Origin of the sequence: Metallosphaera tengchongensis (genome assembly GCF_013343295.1) — an archaeon.
GTDB lineage: Archaea > Thermoproteota > Thermoprotei_A > Sulfolobales > Sulfolobaceae > Metallosphaera > Metallosphaera tengchongensis.
The window spans coordinates 704,439-721,761 of the sequence record NZ_CP049074.1; the positions used below are offsets into that span (position 1 = coordinate 704,439).

15 protein-coding genes are annotated in these 17,323 nt (G+C 47.2%); all 15 read left to right on the forward strand.

Features of this window, described 5'->3' with window-relative positions:
- Nucleotides 1–58 precede the first annotated feature (58 nt).
- The 15 genes from GWK48_RS03725 (at nt 59) to lysX (ending at nt 17,314) form a co-directional block, all read left to right on the forward strand.
- Nucleotides 59–763, forward strand: coding sequence for a phosphoribosylaminoimidazolesuccinocarboxamide synthase (locus tag GWK48_RS03725; RefSeq protein WP_174629728.1), 705 nt, complete (start codon nt 59–61; stop codon nt 761–763).
- A complete protein-coding gene (locus GWK48_RS03730) occupies nt 764–1,033 on the forward strand; it encodes a phosphoribosylformylglycinamidine synthase subunit PurS (RefSeq protein ID WP_174629736.1) in 270 nt (89 codons plus the stop codon). It abuts the gene before it with no gap.
- Complete coding sequence (purQ, locus tag GWK48_RS03735) at nt 1,014–1,682, forward strand: phosphoribosylformylglycinamidine synthase I (RefSeq protein ID WP_174629743.1); 669 nt, start codon at nt 1,014–1,016, stop codon at nt 1,680–1,682. Before GWK48_RS03730 ends, purQ begins: the two co-directional genes overlap by 20 nt.
- Entirely contained in the window at nt 1,679–3,784 is a 2,106-nt protein-coding gene (gene purL, locus GWK48_RS03740) for a phosphoribosylformylglycinamidine synthase subunit PurL (RefSeq protein WP_174629745.1), read from the forward strand. Before purQ ends, purL begins: the two co-directional genes overlap by 4 nt.
- Entirely contained in the window at nt 3,781–5,112 is a 1,332-nt protein-coding gene (purF, locus tag GWK48_RS03745; RefSeq protein WP_174629747.1) for an amidophosphoribosyltransferase, read from the forward strand. The genes purL and purF overlap by 4 nt, the downstream gene beginning before the upstream one ends.
- A gap of 4 nt (nt 5,113–5,116) precedes the next feature.
- On the forward strand, nt 5,117–6,319 hold the full coding sequence (locus GWK48_RS03750) for an amidophosphoribosyltransferase (RefSeq protein ID WP_174629748.1): 1,203 nt from the start codon (nt 5,117–5,119) through the stop codon (nt 6,317–6,319).
- 1 nt (nt 6,320) lies between these two features.
- The gene (gene purD, locus GWK48_RS03755; RefSeq protein WP_174629750.1) at nt 6,321–7,754 is read left to right on the forward strand and encodes a phosphoribosylamine--glycine ligase; all 1,434 of its coding nucleotides are present in this window, start codon (nt 6,321–6,323) and stop codon (nt 7,752–7,754) included.
- A complete protein-coding gene (gene purM / locus GWK48_RS03760) occupies nt 7,748–8,719 on the forward strand; it encodes a phosphoribosylformylglycinamidine cyclo-ligase (protein WP_174632512.1) in 972 nt (323 codons plus the stop codon). Before purD ends, purM begins: the two co-directional genes overlap by 7 nt.
- A gap of 54 nt (nt 8,720–8,773) precedes the next feature.
- Nucleotides 8,774–9,220: a hypothetical protein gene (locus GWK48_RS03765; protein WP_174632514.1), complete on the forward strand. Its 447-nt coding sequence runs from the start codon at nt 8,774–8,776 to the stop codon at nt 9,218–9,220.
- A 212-nt stretch (nt 9,221–9,432) separates the two neighbouring features.
- On the forward strand, nt 9,433–9,618 hold the full coding sequence (locus GWK48_RS03770) for a ribbon-helix-helix domain-containing protein (protein ID WP_174629752.1): 186 nt from the start codon (nt 9,433–9,435) through the stop codon (nt 9,616–9,618).
- 99 nt (nt 9,619–9,717) lie between these two features.
- Complete coding sequence (locus tag GWK48_RS03775) at nt 9,718–10,893, forward strand: argininosuccinate synthase (protein ID WP_174629754.1); 1,176 nt, start codon at nt 9,718–9,720, stop codon at nt 10,891–10,893.
- Nucleotides 10,893–12,239 (forward strand): argininosuccinate lyase, encoded by a 1,347-nt coding sequence (argH, locus tag GWK48_RS03780; RefSeq protein ID WP_174629756.1) that lies wholly within the window; start codon nt 10,893–10,895, stop codon nt 12,237–12,239. The genes GWK48_RS03775 and argH overlap by 1 nt, the downstream gene beginning before the upstream one ends.
- Nucleotides 12,214–13,326: a glutamine-hydrolyzing carbamoyl-phosphate synthase small subunit gene (carA, locus tag GWK48_RS03785; protein ID WP_174629767.1), complete on the forward strand. Its 1,113-nt coding sequence runs from the start codon at nt 12,214–12,216 to the stop codon at nt 13,324–13,326. Before argH ends, carA begins: the two co-directional genes overlap by 26 nt.
- Nucleotides 13,323–16,469: a carbamoyl-phosphate synthase (glutamine-hydrolyzing) large subunit gene (gene carB, locus GWK48_RS03790; RefSeq protein ID WP_174629769.1), complete on the forward strand. Its 3,147-nt coding sequence runs from the start codon at nt 13,323–13,325 to the stop codon at nt 16,467–16,469. The genes carA and carB overlap by 4 nt, the downstream gene beginning before the upstream one ends.
- Nucleotides 16,469–17,314 (forward strand): lysine biosynthesis protein LysX, encoded by an 846-nt coding sequence (gene lysX / locus GWK48_RS03795; protein WP_174629770.1) that lies wholly within the window; start codon nt 16,469–16,471, stop codon nt 17,312–17,314. Before carB ends, lysX begins: the two co-directional genes overlap by 1 nt.
- Nucleotides 17,315–17,323 lie beyond the last annotated feature (9 nt).

Consider the following 17,323-nt stretch of genomic DNA (forward strand, 5'->3'; position numbering starts at 1 on the left):
AAGTAAAAGAGGAATCCGTGAATGAGTGAATTTTTAAGCTAATCACGTAAATGACATTATGGAAAAGATTGGCGAAGGAAAGACCAAGGAGGTCTTCCTTCTAGACGAGGACCACGTTTTACTTAAGTTCAAGGACACTGTGACGGCCGGGGACGGTGCCAAGGCTGATGTAATTTTAGGTAAGGGGGTTCTGAACGCGCAGACCTCAGCAATAATCTTCAGGCTCTTAGAAAGGGAGGGGATTTCTACACATTACGTGGGCATGAAGGACGACAGAACTATGATAGCCAAGAAGTTAAAGATGATCCCTGTAGAGGTGGTTTTGAGGAATATTGCAACAGGGAGCATCGTAAAGAGGTTGCCTATCAATGAGGGGGAAATTTTTGACCCTCCCATCGTAGAGTTCTTCTTAAAGGACGACGCCAGGCATGACCCACTGTTGAATTATCATCACATGAGGTACCTCAAGCTAATGGAAGAAGGGGAGGCGAAGGAGATAGAGCAGATAATGTTCAAGGTGAACGAAGTTTTGAGAAGGGTTGTAACCAACATGAAGCTTTCCCTGTACGATTTCAAACTGGAGTTCGGAAGGTTTAACGGAAGGCTCATGATAGGGGACGAGATCTCTTTGGACTCCATGAGAGTAAGGGACCCTGAAAGCGGGAGGATATTGGACAAGGATCTATACAGGAGGGGTCAGCCATTGGAGGTTGTAAAGGCGTCCTACTCTGAGTTCTTCAACAGGCTTACTCAGGTGGTGTAGGTGTACAGGGTGGAGCTCATAGTGATAAACAAGGACGGCGTGAGGGATCCAGAAGGGGAGACTCTAAAGAGATACGTACTTGATCCTGAAGTTCCCAATAGGATATCCTCAGCCAGAGTGGGGAAGTTCATAGAGCTTTTAGTAGATGCTAGCTCTAAGGAGGAAGCTGAAAGGCTTGTGGCAAAGTTGGCTGAGGAGAAGAGGCTCTACAACCCCATAGTTCATAAGATCAGAGTGAGGGCTGAAAGGCTTGAGGACGGCAGTTCTTAAGTTTCCAGGAACCACGTGCGAGATAGATGTCGCCAAAGCCCTGAAGAAAGTGGGGGCAGAAGTAGAGGTAGTCCAGTTTAACAAATTTGATCCCGACAGATACGGTGGGGTAGTCATCCCTGGAGGCTTCAGTTTCGGGGATTACATTAGAGCTGGAACTATAGCTGCCAACAGCGAAGCCATGAAGAGGGTTAAGGATATGGCTGATGAGGGAAAGTTGGTTCTGGGCATCTGCAATGGCTTCCAAATCTTGGTGGAGTCCAACATACTAAAGGGCGCCCTTCTCCCAAACCTAAACTTGAGGTTCATAACTAGATGGGTCAGGGTCAAGGTTAGAAGGAGAGACACACAGTTTACAAAAGACTCCAAGGAGACTTTGTTTATGCCAATAGCCCACATGGAAGGCAGGTATTTCCTGGACGACGAAGAACTTGCGTCTAGACTGTCCCTTTTCCAATATGTTGATGAAAGCGGACTACCGACACCAGAGGCAAACCCAAATGGATCCATACTTAACATTGCTGGAATATCCAACGACGCTGGTAACGTAGTTGGGCTTATGCCACACCCAGAGAGAGCATCGTTCTCTACAATTTCCCCAGATGGGTCCACAGACGGTCTGGAGATCCTAAAGGTGTTCGGGAAATGATGCTCACCCTTTCTCAAAGGGAAATGGAAGTGGTTAGGAGGGTTCTGAATAGGGAACCCAATGAGGCTGAGTGGAAACTAGTAGATGCGCTCTGGTCTGAGCACTGCTCCTATAAGAGCTCAAAGGTGTTTCTGAGAAGCCTTCCAAGCACCGGACCTAACGTAGTGATGAGCGTGGAAGATTGGCAAGATGCAGGTGCTGTGGACGTTGGGGACGGTTGGGCTCTAGTACTTAAGGTGGAGAGCCATAATCACCCGTCAGCCATTGACCCTTTCAACGGCGCAGCAACTGGAGTGGGGGGAATACTCAGGGACATTATCAGTAAAGGTGCCCGTCCCATTGCACTCCTTGATATGATCAGGGTCGGGAGGTTAGACCAGAAGGGGAAGTGGCTGGTCAAAAACATCATCTCCGGTATCGGATTCTACGGTAATAGCGTGGGGGTACCAGTTGTTGGTGGGGAGCTTTCCTTCGACGAAACTTACAATGACAATCCTCTGGTGGATGTGGCGTGTGTAGGGGTAGTAAAGAAGGACTCCATAGTTCCTAGCGTAGTCAAGGAGTCCGGTCTAAAGCTCGTGCTGGTGGGTTTCACGGGGTTGGACGGTCTGGGTGGAGCGTCCTTTGCGTCCCGTAAACTAAGCGGATTAGATGAAATAGGCGCAGTCCAGATCGCTGACCCCTTTGCAGGGAAGGTAATAATTGACCTTACGCTTGAGGTCGCGAAGGACGTCAGCGCTATTAAAGATCTAGGGGGCGGTGGACTGGCCGTGGCAGTGACAGAAATGGCTAACGGCTTAGGAGCCGTAGTTAACCTTGAAAAAGTCCCTTTGAGATATAGGGATTTGTTACCTGAGGAGATTATTATCTCAGAGACTCAGGAAAGGATGCTGTTCGCAGTTAAGCCAGAGAAAGTTGAGGCAGTGTGTTCGAAGTTTCAAGAGCTCAACTACCCATGCGCCGAGATAGGAGAAATCTCAACAGAGCCTACCATAAGGTTTCTCTATAAGGGTGAGACGGTCGCTCAGTTGCCCTCTGATCTACTGTTGAACCCTCCTCTAGTGGTCTGGCCCGCAGAGAGGAAGGAAAGATCAAATTCTGACTCTAGACCAGTGGAACTAAAGGAAGCCATCGTAAGGGTAATGACGCACCCGGACCTAGTAAGCAAGGAGTGGGCATACTCCCAGTTTGACTATGAGGTTGGGACGTCTACAGTTGTGAAACCTGGAGATGGGGACAGCGCAGTTGTGGAGTTACCCAATGGGAGGTTACTGGCGTTAAAGGGAGATGCGAACCAAGACCTATGTAGCGAGGACAGCTACGAATGCGGTAAGGCCATAGTCGCCGAAACTTATAGGAACTTAGCTACCGTTGGCGCCAGGGGGATAGCCCTGGTGGACCACTTGCAGTTTGGAGATCCAAGAAAGCCAGAGGTTTACCACGACTTCATCGAGGCTGTGAGGGGCATTTCGGAGGCTTCAAAGTTCTTCTCTATTCCAGTGGTGGGCGGAAAGGTATCGTTCCACAATGAGGACAAGGAAGGGAATCCTATAAAGCCAACACCTCTAGTGGTCATGGCGGGGCTGGTGGAAGGGAAGCTAGGAAAAGGAAAGCCTCAAGAGGGCTCACTAGTTTTGTTGGGTTTAACAAGGAATGAACTTCGAGGAACTCTTTATAGCAGATTATTCGGCGGAAGAGGAAGTATACCGAAGGTTAGGTTGATGGAGGACGAGCTGGCTTCCAAACTCGTCATAAAGGGGATCAATGAGGACAAGGTTAAGTGGAGCAAGGACCTGTCTAAAGGTGGTCTTGCCGGCGCTGTTTTGCCATTAATAGTCAACGGCTTGACAGTAGCCATAACCAGCGGAGCTATCCAAGGGACTTCAGATATTTTAGCCAAAATGTTCTCCGAGGGTAGTGGAAGGTTCCTTGTGGTAACTGACGATCCGCAGTGGTTCCTATATCAGGCGGGAAGGCTGGGAATTCAAGCCTCAGTTATAGGAAAGGCATACCAGGGTTCTGACCTAATTATAGATGAAAAATCATTCAATACAGAGAAAATTACTAGCAACTATTTCAGGTTCTTGGAGGAGGTTCTATGAAAGAACATTGCGGAGTCTTTGGAGTGGTTGGGGAGGACGCAACGAGGCTTACCTACGAGGGATTGAAGCTTCTTCAGCATAGGGGACAGGAGTCCGCTGGGATATCTTGGATAGAGCGAGGTAGTGTTGTTACGAAGAAGGGACTTGGTCTCGTGGGTGAGGCACTTGATCCCAAAGAGCTTAGGAACGCCCAGATGGCGATAGGTCACGTAAGGTACTCTACAACTGGGTCTACAACTATCACGGAGGCTCAGCCCTTAAGTAACGAAAGGATTTCAGTATCCTTCAACGGAACCATTACCAACCACTTCCATTTTGGTGAATTCGCGACAGACACTGAGTTTATCCTTAACTTCCTCTCCAAGGAGTTAGAGAGAGAAGGTGACTTGGTCAGGGCTGCCAAGTCCTTCATGGACGTAGCTGACGGGGCTTATTCCCTCCTGATTCTATCTGATGAAGAGCTCATAGCCATGAGGGATCCAAGGGGATTTCGCCCCCTAGTCGTAGGCGAAATTGACGGGAGCAAGGTAGTGTCATCGGAGGACTCTGCTATCAAACAGTTGGGAGGTAAGGTTATTGGGTCTGTACATCCTGGAGAGTTGGTCGTAATTAAGGAAAAAGGGATATCAAGGGAGAGCGTATACAACCTTCCTTCGGCTACTTGCGCCTTTGAGTACATTTACTTCTCCAGGAGCGACTCGGTAATAGACGGGATCTCCGTCTATACCTCCAGGGTTAGACTAGGGGAGTTGTTGGCAGAGAGGCATCCTGCAAAAGGTGACATTGTAGTTCCAGTTCCAGACTCGTCAAGACCCATAGCCTTAGGCTTCTCAAGGAAGAGCGGTATACCGCTGGAGGAGGCTTTGGTGAGGACAGTCTCCTCAAAGAGGTCTTTCATTATGCCCTCTAATGAGAAAAGGAATGAGGTACTCAAGGAGAAGTTCGGTGTTGTGGAACGAGCAGTCAGCGGTAAAAGGGTGGTACTTATTGACGACTCCATAGTGAGGGGAAATACCATGAAGAGACTCATAGCGTCCCTGAGAAACGGAGGCGCTACAGAAATTCACGTTAGGATTGGTTCCCCCATGATAAGGTATCCATGTTATATGGGTATTGACTTCCCCAGGAGATCCGAGCTTTTGGCCAACTTGGGGGACATCAAGAGGATCGCTAGTGAGGTAGGAGCTGACAGCGTTGAGTATCTTGAAACTGACGAAATGGAGAGAGCCATCGGGAGGAAGAACCTCTGCGAAGCTTGCTTCTCTGGTGTCTACCCACTAAAGGGTAAGTATGACCTCTCAAAATTGGAGAGGGTTTTCTCGAGGTGACAAAATGGCAGGAATAGTAGGAATATTAGCCTTCGATAGGGTTTGGAACGTAGGTAAGTTTTTGAAGTACTCCATGGTAGGGCTCCAGCACAGGGGTTACGCGTCCAGTGGGGTAGCAATGCTAAATAACGAGATAGTGTTTGCTACAAAGGACGTGGCACCTGAGGACTTGGAGCTTGATATGGAAGGATGGGCAGGGATAGGGTACACCGGCTCAAGGAATGGATATCCCATAGTTAACGAAGATGTGGCCATATCAGTTGACGGAGTGTTGAGGAATCCCGAGGAGTTCTTGAAGAAGTTCACCAAGGATCCAAGAAAGGCTTTGGAGGAGGAGAAGGGAGTTTATTCCCTGATTGCCTTAACTAGGGACGGAGATATGATAGGGTACAGGGACGAAACCGGGATAAGACCGCTCAGCCTCGGTGGTTTCGGATTTGATATGGCAATAATAGCGTCGGAACCCGTCGCCATGTCTGTCATAGGAGGTGACTTCAGAAGGGAGATAGAACCAGGAGAAATGGTAACGGTGAACAGCCTTAACATAAAGGCTGAAAGGATAAAAGAGCCCAAGAAAGCCTACTGCTCCATAGAGTACGTCTATCAAGCCAGGATCGACAGCTTCGCCAACGAGAGGAGCATTTACGAGACCAGGGTAAAGATAGGGGAACAGTTAGCTGAGGAAAGACCTATAGATGCAGACACGGTCATTGGGGTGCCGGATACAGCTTTACCTTTTGCTCTAGGATATTCTAGAAAGCTCGGGATACCAATGGACCTAGGTTTCACCAGGACTGGAAGCCCCATAAGGACAATGCTAGCGTCAGATAGTTTCCTAAAGATAGTGGGAGTTCAGCTCAAGCTTAATCCAATTAAGGACGCGGTGTTCGGGAAAAGGGTAGTCTTAATAGACGACTCCATGGTCACTGGAACTACTCTCAAAAACACAATAATGAGCCTAAGGAAACTGGGCGCAAAAGAGGTTCACGTTCTGATTGGTAGCCCTAAGCTAGTGTCCAAGTGCCCGTATGGCGTTGAGGTCCCAGAGGAAAGAGAGCTCATCGCTGCAAACCTTGGGGAGGAACAAATTGCCAGGGTTTTGGGTGCAGACTCCATCCATTGGCTCACGCTAGACGGTTTGAAGAAAGTGACCAACTATAACCTATGCACAGGTTGTATGACCAAGAGTTATCCAAAGGTGATCTAGGATGAAAGTGTTGCTAGTTGGAGACGGAGCAAGAGAGCACGCCATGGCTGAGGCGTTGGCCAATTCGGCTGAAGGGTATAGGGTATTCGCTCTCTCATCATATGTGAACCCTGGAATAAGGGAAGCAGTCCTAAGGACTGGTGGGGACTACGTCACTGGAAACATTAATTCCAGGGACGAGGTAAAGAGAGCAATATCTAGGTTCAATCCGGATTTCGGGGTAATAGGTCCTGAGGACCCTCTATTTTATGGGGTTGCAGACGAGTTCAGAGCCAACGGTATTCCTGTGGTGGGGCCCAATAAAGCCGCTGCGGAAATAGAAAGGTCAAAGGTCTGGATGAGATCTCTCATGTGGAAGTACAATATTGAAGGAAGGTTAAGGTACAAAGCTTTCTCAAGCATAGAGGAAGCGTCAAAGTTCATTTTGGAGTATCAAGGCTCAGTAGCGGTTAAACCCTCCGAGCAGGTTGGGGGTAAAGGGGTTAAGGTAGTCGCTGACATACAGGCCTACCTCTCAAAGGAGAAAAGAAGGGCCCTGAGCAAAAGCGTGAACGAGATTGGCTCCCTTGTAAAGAACGAGATCAAGATCATTATTGAGGAGAGGGTTGACGGACCGGAGTACACTCTTCACGTCCTAACTGATGGACAGACTTTCTTGCCTCTACCCTTGGCGCAAGACTACAAACACGCTTATCAGGATGGGATAGGTCCGGAAACTGGAGGCATGGGATCCATCTCAGGTCCGGGACACCTGCTCCCCTTCATTAACCAGGAAGAATACCAAGGAACTTTGGATATTATAAAAAAGACTGCAGATGCCATAAGGACGGAAGCTGGAGAGAGCTACAAGGGCTTTATCTCAGGTCAGATGATGCTCACCGAGTTGTGGGGGCCTACGGTGATCGAGTTCTATTCGAGGATGGGGGATCCGGAAACTACAGCAATCATTCCTAGAATTGATTCTGACTTCGGTTACTTACTCCAGTTAACAGCTGAGGAGAAGCTCTCAAAGGCAACCCTCTCAGTCAAGGAAGAAGGAGCAGTAGTTAAGGCTGTAGCTCCTCTAGGTTATCCCTTAAGGAGAGATCTAGCCACAGGTAAGGAGATCCAGCTGGATCTCAAAGCAATGAGGGAGAGAGGCTGTAACGTATACTTCGGCTCAATCGCTTATGAGGGAGGGAAACTGATCACCAGAGGATCCAGGGCCCTGGAGCTGGTATCTCTAGGGGAGTTTCAAGAAGCCTCAAATAGGTTGGACGGATGCGTAAAAATGATCAGTGCAAACACGGAGCTGGTATTTAGAAGGGACATAGGGAAGTCCTTGCGTGACCAGATAGAGAAGGCTGAGATAGTGAGGTACTCATACAGGAACAGAATCAAAAGGGACGCACTGGGGGTCTCCGCAGACTGGGCACCCAACGGTGGTCTCTGGTGAGCGAATATAGCAAGTCTGGAGTAGACCTTAACAAGGTAAAGGAAGTTCACTCTGACATTGCCTCCCTCATTTCGTCAACCTATAGGAGGACTGTCCTAGGGGCCGGTCACTACTCGGGAGTCATAGACGTCTTAGGCAAGAAGATAGCGCTCCACGTGGATGGGGTAGGCACCAAAACTCTCCTAGCTAGAAAGGCCAGAAAGTATCGCGGAATAGGGAAGGACTGCGTAGCCATGAACGTCAACGACTTGCTGTGTGTGGGGGCCAGACCTTTAGCTATTCTAGATTATATTGCCATGGATTCGCCTGACGAGCAGCTGGTAAGAGAGATCTTGGAGGGTATCGTAGAAGGAGCAAAGGAGTCTGACTCAGAAGTAATTGGGGGAGAGACAGCTATCATGAAGGACGTGGTTAACGGGTTTGACGTGGCTTGCACGGCAATGGGAATCGTGGAAGAACTTAAGGTTGGTAACGACATATCCGGAGGGGACGTAATAATTGGACTGGGAAGTAGCGGAGTTCACTCCAACGGTTATTCCTTGGTTAGAAGGCTGATTGATCAAGGTAAACTTTCCTTTGAAGAGTGGCAGGATCAACTACTCACTCCAACCAAGATTTACGTAAGGCCTGTCCTATCTGTAATGGATAAGATAAAAGGTGCAGGGCACATCACTGGAGGTTCGTTTTCAAAGTTAAGGAGGCTCACCAACCTCTCCATGGAAATGACCTTACCGGATCCGCCGGAGATTTTTAAGGTAATCGAAAGTGCTGGCGTCACTCACGAGGAAATGCACCAAGTGTTCAATATGGGTGTTGGTATGGTCCTGTTCACCAGAGACTCTAACGTTGATGAAGTTATGAACGTTTTAAAGCCGTTTGGTCCTTCCTGGATCCTCGGAAAAGTCGGAGAGAAGCCTGGACCCATCAAAATAACGACGTATAAGTCCAGGGTTCTTTATATATAGAATTTTGTCAATTCCTTTTAAACTCTGAATGTTAAAGCTGATTCTGTGGCAAGTATGAAGCCAGTTGATATAAAGTCTCTTGTAAATTATGTATCTTTGAAGATATTGGGAGGAGGCGACTATCTGCTAGATGCCTTAGAGGAATACCTAGTGAACGGAGAAGGACCGGCCATTGTGGCCCATAAATACAACATTTCAAAACACCAGCTCCGAGGTTACGCCCAACGGATCATAGAGAAGAGCGGGAACGAGATGAGAGCTAAGAAGATTATCCCAATTCTTCAGTATCTCGCAAAGGACATTAAACCTATCGTCGTTAGGAACGATAACGGAGTTTATACGTGCAAAGTTTGCAATACTATGGTAGCTAGGGAGGATACGGAGGAACACGTGAGGAAGTACCACAAGGATCAGCTCTCCCTTGCAATAAAGAAGATGATGGAGAGATTGGAAGAATATAGGGCTAACAAGGAAAAGGCTGTTCTGGTCACAGCCTCTTAAGAAACTTCAGTTTTCACACCTCCACCCGTCCAAAAGGGTGAGTCCTTGGTATTGAGAACACCTTTAGACTTATTTTAATCGTCTAAATCAACGCCAATAAGTACACTCCGTTCTTTCTCATTTATTTCGGAGTCGTTATCCACATCAGCAGTCTTTCGAATTAATCCTACAGATTAGTAATGTTTATATCTAAGTTTTCGGTATTACCTTCCATGACTATTAAAACTGTAAGCATAAGGCTCAAGGACGAAATGGTAGCTGAGATTGATAAACTACTTCCCTTGATCGGTGCTGAGAGTAGATCCCAATTTATTATCAACGCTATTAAATTCTGCCTTAACAACGACCAGTGCTGGAAGGAAACTGAGGATTTTATTGGAGAAAAAAGATTACCTTAAAAATTGTTGAAGGAGTCCTTTAACTTTATCTCTATCAAGAACTACGTAATTTTCATTATCCCCATAACTTATAACCGAGAGAGATTCGTAAGTGTGAAGATGAAAATAGTTCTCGCATATTCTGGAGGTTTAGACACAACCGTTGCTATTAGATGGCTGAAGGAAACGTATCACGCAGAAGTTGTGAGCGTGAGCGTTGATGTAGGTCAGGAAGACGACTTCAAGAAAATTCAAGAGAGAGCATATCTTGCTGGAAGCGAGAAACACTACACTATTGACGCAAAGATGGACTTTGCTAAAAACTTCGCCTTTAAGGACATCAAAATGAATGGGTTGTACGAAGACGTTTATCCGTTGGCCACGGCACTAGCTAGACCACTAATAGCTGAAAAAGTAGCTGAGATTGCCAAAAAGGAAGGAACAGAGTACGTAGCCCACGGATCGACATCTAAAGGCAATGACCAGGTGAGGTTCGACCTAGCTTTGAAGACTGTGCTATCTGACGTGAAAATTATAGCACCTGCAAGGATATGGAAAATGACAAGGGAGGACGAAATAGCTTACGCTAAGGAAAGGGGTATACCAATAAAGACTGAAAGTAGCAAGTATAGTATAGATGAAAACCTCTGGGGTAGGAGCATTGAGGGGGACATCATTTCTGACCCTTACTCAGAGGTACCTGAAGACGCTTTTGAACTAACAAAGGTGAGGAAGAACGACAAGCTCGTGATAAACATAGAGTTTGAAGGGGGTGAGCCAGTGAGAGTGAACGGTGAGAAGATGAACCCATTAGAACTAATTAGATGGTTGAATCAAGAGGTCGGCTCTAGGGGCTTTGGAAGAGTTGAACACTTGGAAAATAGGGTTGTCGGGTTTAAGTCCAGGGAGGTTTACGAGGCTCCAGCTGCACTCACCCTAATTGGCGCCCATAGGGACTTAGAAAAGAGCGTCCTGACACCTAGGGAACTTAGGTTCAAAAGGTACATAGATTCGCTCTGGGCTGATCTCGTATATCAGGGTCTTTGGTACGAGCCCTTGAGGGATACTTTGGAGGTAGCAGGGAATGAGCTCAATAAGTGGATATCAGGGGAGGTAAAACTGGAGATCGATAGAAAGTCAATGTCGATTCTGGGGAGAAAAGCTAAGTACTCTCCATACTCAGAGAAGGTCTCCTCGTACAATAAGGGATGGTATCCCTCTGATGAGGAGGCGAGAGGGTTCATTGAAATATGGGGTCTACACTCGATCCTAACAAAGAAAGCGAGGTTAGATTAATGCTCTATAGGAAGTGGGGATCAAAGGAAGATCCTGTAGTTTACTATACATCCTCCTCCCTTCAGGACCAGAAGATCCTTAACGAAGTGAAAGAAGTAATGAAAGCCCACATAATTGAGCTTTTCCTCTCCAACTACATCTCTAAGGAGGATGCAAAAAAACTACTTCAGGGAGTGAACTCGTTCAGTTCCATTGACCCTTCATATGAGGATGTCCATGAGGCTTTGGAAGATCACATTATAAAGGTCGCAGGTGATGCCGGTGGGGCAATAGGGATGGGCAGAAGCAGGAACGATCACGTAGCTACCGCTTTAAGATTGAAAATGAGGGCTGAACTTCTCAACCTGCTTGAAGACTTGCTCCAGTTCAGGGAACAGCTAGTTAAGAACGCAGAGGTTTTCTCCAAAATTGCTTTTCCAGCGTTCACCCACTTTCAACCTGCGCAACCTACTACCTTCGGGCATTACCTCTTATATGTAGAGGAGGAGATATCCTCAAGATGGGAGGCCATATTTAAAGTTCTTGACCTAATAAATAAATCACCTTTAGGAAGTGGTGCCATAGTCGGCACTTCGGTAAACCTAAATAGGAGGAGAGAGGCCACGCTCTTGGGATTTAACGGAATTGTACTCAATACAATCTCAGCCACTTCCTCAAGGTCAGACTTGATTTCAGCGCTGATGGAGGTGACAAACCTAGGATTGGCCATGAGCAGAGTGATCGAGGATATGATATTACTTTCTTCGAAATTCGTGAATGTGCTTGAACTTCCAGACACTCACGTCAGCACTAGCTCGTTAATGCCACAGAAGAGGAATGCCGTTACGATGGAGGTTTCGAGGGCTAGGATCTCTAAGGTGATTGGTGAGCTGATGTCAATAATTAGTTCGTATAAGTCGCTCCCATCAGGCTACAATTTGGACTTGCAGGAGATTAACCCCCTCATGTGGGACATCTTAGAGGAGATTGAGGGGGTAGTAAAAGTCCTCCAGGATCTTCTCTCCAAAGTGAAATTTAAGGCAATAAATCTAGACAAAGAGATGTTGGCAACAGATGAGGCTGAGAAACTAACTGAGCATGGGGTTAGATACAGAGAAGCGTATTTCACAGTTTCCAAGACAGTTAGGGAGGGAAGCTTTAAACCATCAATTACTATTGATGAGTCCATTTCTAGGAAAGCTGTTGAGGGGAGCCCTAGTCCTTCTAGGATAGCTGAAGGTATTTCCTTCGCAAAAGAAAGGATAAACAGGGACGTTCACACTCTAAGAGAATATAAAAACCAGATTCTCAAAGGAGAAGGGGAATTGAGGCTGATAGAAAATGACATTCTGCAAGAGGGGAACTGAAGGACTAATTTACATGGAGGACGGGACACTCCTGAAGGGATGTGGTTTTGGCTCCAAGGGAGTGAGGGCAGGTGAAGTAGTGTTCACCACAGCCATGAATGGGTACCCAGAGTCCATGACCGATCCTTCCTATAGGGGACAGATCCTCGTCATAACTCACCCACTTGTGGGGAACTACGGTATCCCTACCCCAGACTTTAGGGGAGGGATCTTACAGAACTTTGAGTCAGAGCAGATTCAGATCGAGGGGCTAGTAGTTACAGAGGAGACTGATCCGTCGAAGTGGAACTCAGGCAAGAGCCTTCATAAATGGATGGAGGAGCAGGGCGTCCCTGGAGTTTCCTCCGTGGACACTAGGATGATCGTTAAGAAGGTTAGATCACAGGGCTCCATGATGGGGGTAATTGCCTCTGGAGTGCAAGTGGAGAATCCTAAGGAGTACCTTAAGCAAAGATATGATGAAGTAGATTTCACGGTTTTCACCTCGCCCAAGTCCCCTATCATCCACACTAATACCACTAGTAGCGGACTCGTCGTTGTCGTAGATTGCGGAATAAAACACGGTATACTAGACGAACTTTATAAACGCGGTTTCACTATCGTAAGGTTACCTTGTAAGTCGACCGCAGAAGAGATCGTGAATTACTCTCCCAAAGGGGTAGTGTTCGGCAACGGTCCAGGTAACCCAAATATTCTCAAGGGGCTCATAGAGAACTTCTCCAACGTCTTGGAGTACAAGATTCCAACCCTTGGCATTTGCCTAGGACACCAGGTAGCTACGCTCTCCTTAGGGGGAAAGGTGAGGAAGATGAAGTTTGGACACAGGGCAATTAATAAGCCAGTGGTAGACGTAACTAGTGGAAGGTGTTACATCTCTACCCATAACCACGGTTACGGCGTATTCAAGGAGGACATTCCTCCGGATACCCAGGTCTGGTTCATTAACCCAGACGACGGTACAGTTGAGGGCCTGGTTCACAAGAGGTTGCCTGTGATAACTACTCAGTTCCACCCTGAAGCTAGACCAGGCCCTAACGACATTACGTGGGTTTTCGATAAGTTCAAGAAGATGGTGGTTAAGGAATGAGTCCCAAGGGAATAAAGAAAGTATTGATAGTTGGGTCAGGACCTATAAAGATAGCTGAGGCGGCAGAGTTTGATTACAGTGGCTCCCAATCCCTGAAGGCTTACAGGGAGGAAGGAATAGAGACCGTTTTGGTAAACTCCAACGTCGCTACAGTTCAGACTAGCAAAAGGATGACGGACAAGCTCTACATGATCCCAGTAACTTGGTGGGCAGTGGAAAAGGTCATTGAGCAGGAAAGGCCTGACGCAATAGCAATAGGTTTCGGTGGCCAAACAGCTCTGAACGTGGGTGTGGATCTCTACAAAAAGGGGATCCTTGACAAGTATGGGGTGAAAGTGTTAGGCACCCCCATAGAGGGGATAGAGAAGGCTCTGAGCAGGGAGAAGTTCAGGGAGACAATGATAGACGTAAAAATCCCTGTCCCCCCCAGCTTTTCCGCTAAAAGTTCCCAAGAAGCTTTGGAGAAGGCTGAGGAAATTGGGTACCCTGTAATGGTTAGGGTAAGCTTTAACTTGGGAGGTAGAGGATCCACAGTGGCCTGGGATAAGGAGTCCTTGAAGAAAAGTATCGATAGGGCATTATCACAAAGCTATATTGGAGAGGTACTAGTAGAGAAATATCTTCATCACTGGAAGGAGTTAGAGTACGAAGTGGTGAGAGACTCCAAGGGTAACTCAGCAGTGATAGCATGCGTGGAGAACCTTGACCCCATGGGAGTCCATACTGGGGAATCCATCGTGATAACCCCATGTCAAACCCTGGACAATAGGGAGTTTCAGGAGATGAGGACTCTTTCGATGAGGGTTGCCGAGTCCATAAGCCTAGTTGGGGAGTGCAACGTCCAGTTCGCCCTAGACCCCAACGGCTATACCAATTTCGTGATAGAGACGAATCCTAGAATGTCAAGGTCCAGCGCACTTGCCAGTAAGGCTACTGGCTATCCTTTGGCCTACGTATCTGCCAAGCTCTCCTTGGGGTATACCCTTGAGGAGATTTTAAATAAGGTGTCAGGGGCGACCTGCGCCTGCTTTGAGCCGAGCCTAGATTATGTCGTTATTAAGGTACCGAGGTGGGATCTTCCGAAATTTGAAGAGGTCGACACAAGCCTTGGTACTGAGATGAAGAGCGTCGGAGAAGTGATGAGTATAGGTAGGTCATTTGAAGAGGCCCTCCAGAAAGCCATTAGGATGCTGGATATAGGCGAGCCAGGTGTTGTGGGAGGGAAGTACTATAGGTCATCCATGTCTAAGGATGACGCGATTAAGGAAATGACGAGGAGGAGGCCCTATTGGCCTATCTGGGCAGCTAAGGCGTTTAAGGAAGGGGCAACAACCGAGGAGGTCTACAAGGCAACTGGAGTGGACAAGTTCTTCCTGAGGAAACTGCAGAACCTAGTGGAGACTTACGAGAAACTTAACGCAACTTCGCTTGATCCTTCAACCTTAGAACACCTGAAGAGATTGGGATTTAGTGACGAGCAGATATCCGAAAAGATTGGTGTTGGAGAGGACGAGGTAATTAAGATCAGGCACGCTTCTGGAATTCTTCCAAAGATTAAGTTAATAGATACCCTCGCAGGAGAGTGGCCTGCAGTAACCAATTACCTTTACTTAACCTACGTAGGTTCCGAGGACGATATAGAGCTCAACACCACAGGGAACAGCTTGCTAATTGTAGGTGCTGGAGGTTTCAGAATAGGTGTGTCAGTTGAGTTTGACTGGGGAGTAGTGGAGCTCATGAAGGCGGCAACAAAGTACTTTAATCAAGTTGCTGTGCTAAACTTCAATCCTGAGACCGTATCAACTGATTGGGACGTTACAAGGAAGCTCTACTTCGATGAAATCTCAGCTGAGAGAGTCCTTGACGTCGTAAAGAAGGAGAACTACTCCTACGTGGCTACCTTCGCCGGTGGACAGATAGGTAACAATATAGCCAAAACAATCGAGGAGATGGGGGTTAAACTATTCGGGACTTCAGGTAAGTCAGTCGATCACGCTGAGGACAGGGAAAAGTTCTCATCCCTATTGGACAGACTTGGTATAAGACAGCCAGATTGGATTTCCGCCAAGAATCAGGAGGAAATAAGGAAATTTCTGGATAGGGTAGGCTTTCCAATCCTAGTAAGACCAAGCTATGTCCTCAGCGGCTCCTCCATGAACATAGTAAACAGCGAACAGGAGCTCAGGGAAATTTTAACTAGGGTAAAGGTCTCCACCAAGTATCCAGTCGTCATAAGTAAGTTCCTTGAAAACGCGTTCGAGGCCGAAATAGACGGGGTAAGTGATGGCAAGGGCGTGGTAGGGATAACAATGGAGCATGTGGAGGAGGCTGGGGTGCACAGCGGAGATAGTACCATGAGTATACCCACTAGGCATGTTACCAACGTCGCGAAGGACCTCAAGGAGATTGCCATTACCTTGGCTAGGGAAATCGGGGTGAAGGGGCCATTCAATTTACAGTTCGTAATAAAGGACAACTTGCCCTACGTCATAGAGATGAACCTAAGGGCTAGCAGATCCATGCCCTTCTCCAGCAAGGCAAAAGGGGTAAACTTGATGGAACTGGCTGTTAAGGCTATTATGGAAGGACTTGAAAAGGAGGAGTTCGTGGAACCCTCCAGTAAATCATGGGCAGTTAAGTCGGCTCAGTTCTCATGGGCTCAACTCAAGGACTCCTATCCTTTCCTAGGCCCAGAAATGAGAAGCACTGGTGAGGCAGCGTCTCTGGGGGTATCTTTCAACGATGCCCTTCTCAAGAGCTGGCTTTCCAGTTCTCCAAACAGGTTACCTAATCCAGGTAGGACAGCCTTGGTTTACGGTAGGGGCAATGAAGACTACTTAGCTGAAACTGCTAGAAACCTTCAAAAGTTGGGACTAAACGTAATAACCCTGGACGTTTTGCCCCTACCTGGCTTTGAGATGTCAACGAGGGATGAAGCGGTGGAAATGATGGCCAAAAAGGAAATTGAGTTATTAGTCACTAACGGTTACTTGAAGTCAATAGACTATAAGGTAAGAAGGGCAGCTGCTGATTTTAACGTGCCTCTTATCCTTAACGGAAGGTTAGGCAGGGAAGTGTCCGGAGCAATGGTATCAAATGAACTAACTTTTTATGAAATTGAAAGGTATGGAGGAGGAATATGATGAGGGTAGCTCTGGTTGTGGACATAGTGAGACAGGAGGAGAAACTCCTTGTCAAAGCATTAAACGAAAGGAATGTGCCCTATGACGTTCTAAACGTAGCGCAAGAGCCTCTTCCCTTCAATAGAGCTCTAGGAAGGTATGACGTTGCCATCATAAGGGCGGTAAGTATGTATAGGTCTCTATACGCAGCAGCGGTTCTTGAGGGAGCTGGTGTACACACAATCAATTCCACCGATGTAATAAGTACTGCAGGGGACAAGATTTTGACCTACTCGAAGTTATTCAAGGCTGGGATTCAGATACCTGAGTCAATAATTGCCATGTCTCCAGACGCCGTAATGAAAGCGTATGAACAGATGAGCTTTCCACTCATCGACAAACCACCTATAGGGAGTTGGGGAAGGATGGTCTCCCTTATAAGGGACATCCTTGAAGGAAAGACTATAATAGAGCATAGGGAGATGATGGGAAACTCGGCGTTAAAGGTTCACATAGTCCAGGAATACGTAACTGGAAAGAACAGGGACATAAGATGTATAGTGATGGGCAACGAGCTCTTGGGATGTTACGCCAGAAACATTCCATCCAATGAGTGGAGGGCAAATGTGGCTTTAGGGGGTACCCCTTCCCCTCTGGAGATTGATCAGGGGTTAAAGGAGATCACATTGAAGGCTGCTGGTATAGTTAATGGAGAGTTCATTTCCATAGACGTACTAGAGCATCAATCCAGAGGATATCTTATCAACGAGTTAAATGACGTTCCTGAGTTTAAGGGATTCATGCTAGCTACAGGAATAGACGTCCCCAGCAGACTGGTGGATTATATCGTCACACGTTATTCTTAATTTTTATAC

Coding starts and splice junctions, on each gene's coding strand:
- GWK48_RS03725 (WP_174629728.1), top strand. CDS start 59: ATGGAAAAGATTGGCGAAGGAAAGACCAAGGAGGTCTTCCTTCTAGAC.
- purL (WP_174629745.1), top strand. CDS start 1,679: ATGATGCTCACCCTTTCTCAAAGGGAAATGGAAGTGGTTAGGAGGGTT.
- purF (WP_174629747.1), top strand. CDS start 3,781: ATGAAAGAACATTGCGGAGTCTTTGGAGTGGTTGGGGAGGACGCAACG.
- GWK48_RS03750 (WP_174629748.1), top strand. CDS start 5,117: ATGGCAGGAATAGTAGGAATATTAGCCTTCGATAGGGTTTGGAACGTA.
- purD (WP_174629750.1), top strand. CDS start 6,321: ATGAAAGTGTTGCTAGTTGGAGACGGAGCAAGAGAGCACGCCATGGCT.
- GWK48_RS03765 (WP_174632514.1), top strand. CDS start 8,774: ATGAAGCCAGTTGATATAAAGTCTCTTGTAAATTATGTATCTTTGAAG.
- GWK48_RS03770 (WP_174629752.1), top strand. CDS start 9,433: ATGACTATTAAAACTGTAAGCATAAGGCTCAAGGACGAAATGGTAGCT.
- GWK48_RS03775 (WP_174629754.1), top strand. CDS start 9,718: ATGAAAATAGTTCTCGCATATTCTGGAGGTTTAGACACAACCGTTGCT.
- argH (WP_174629756.1), top strand. CDS start 10,893: ATGCTCTATAGGAAGTGGGGATCAAAGGAAGATCCTGTAGTTTACTAT.
- carA (WP_174629767.1), top strand. CDS start 12,214: ATGACATTCTGCAAGAGGGGAACTGAAGGACTAATTTACATGGAGGAC.
- carB (WP_174629769.1), top strand. CDS start 13,323: ATGAGTCCCAAGGGAATAAAGAAAGTATTGATAGTTGGGTCAGGACCT.
- lysX (WP_174629770.1), top strand. CDS start 16,469: ATGAGGGTAGCTCTGGTTGTGGACATAGTGAGACAGGAGGAGAAACTC.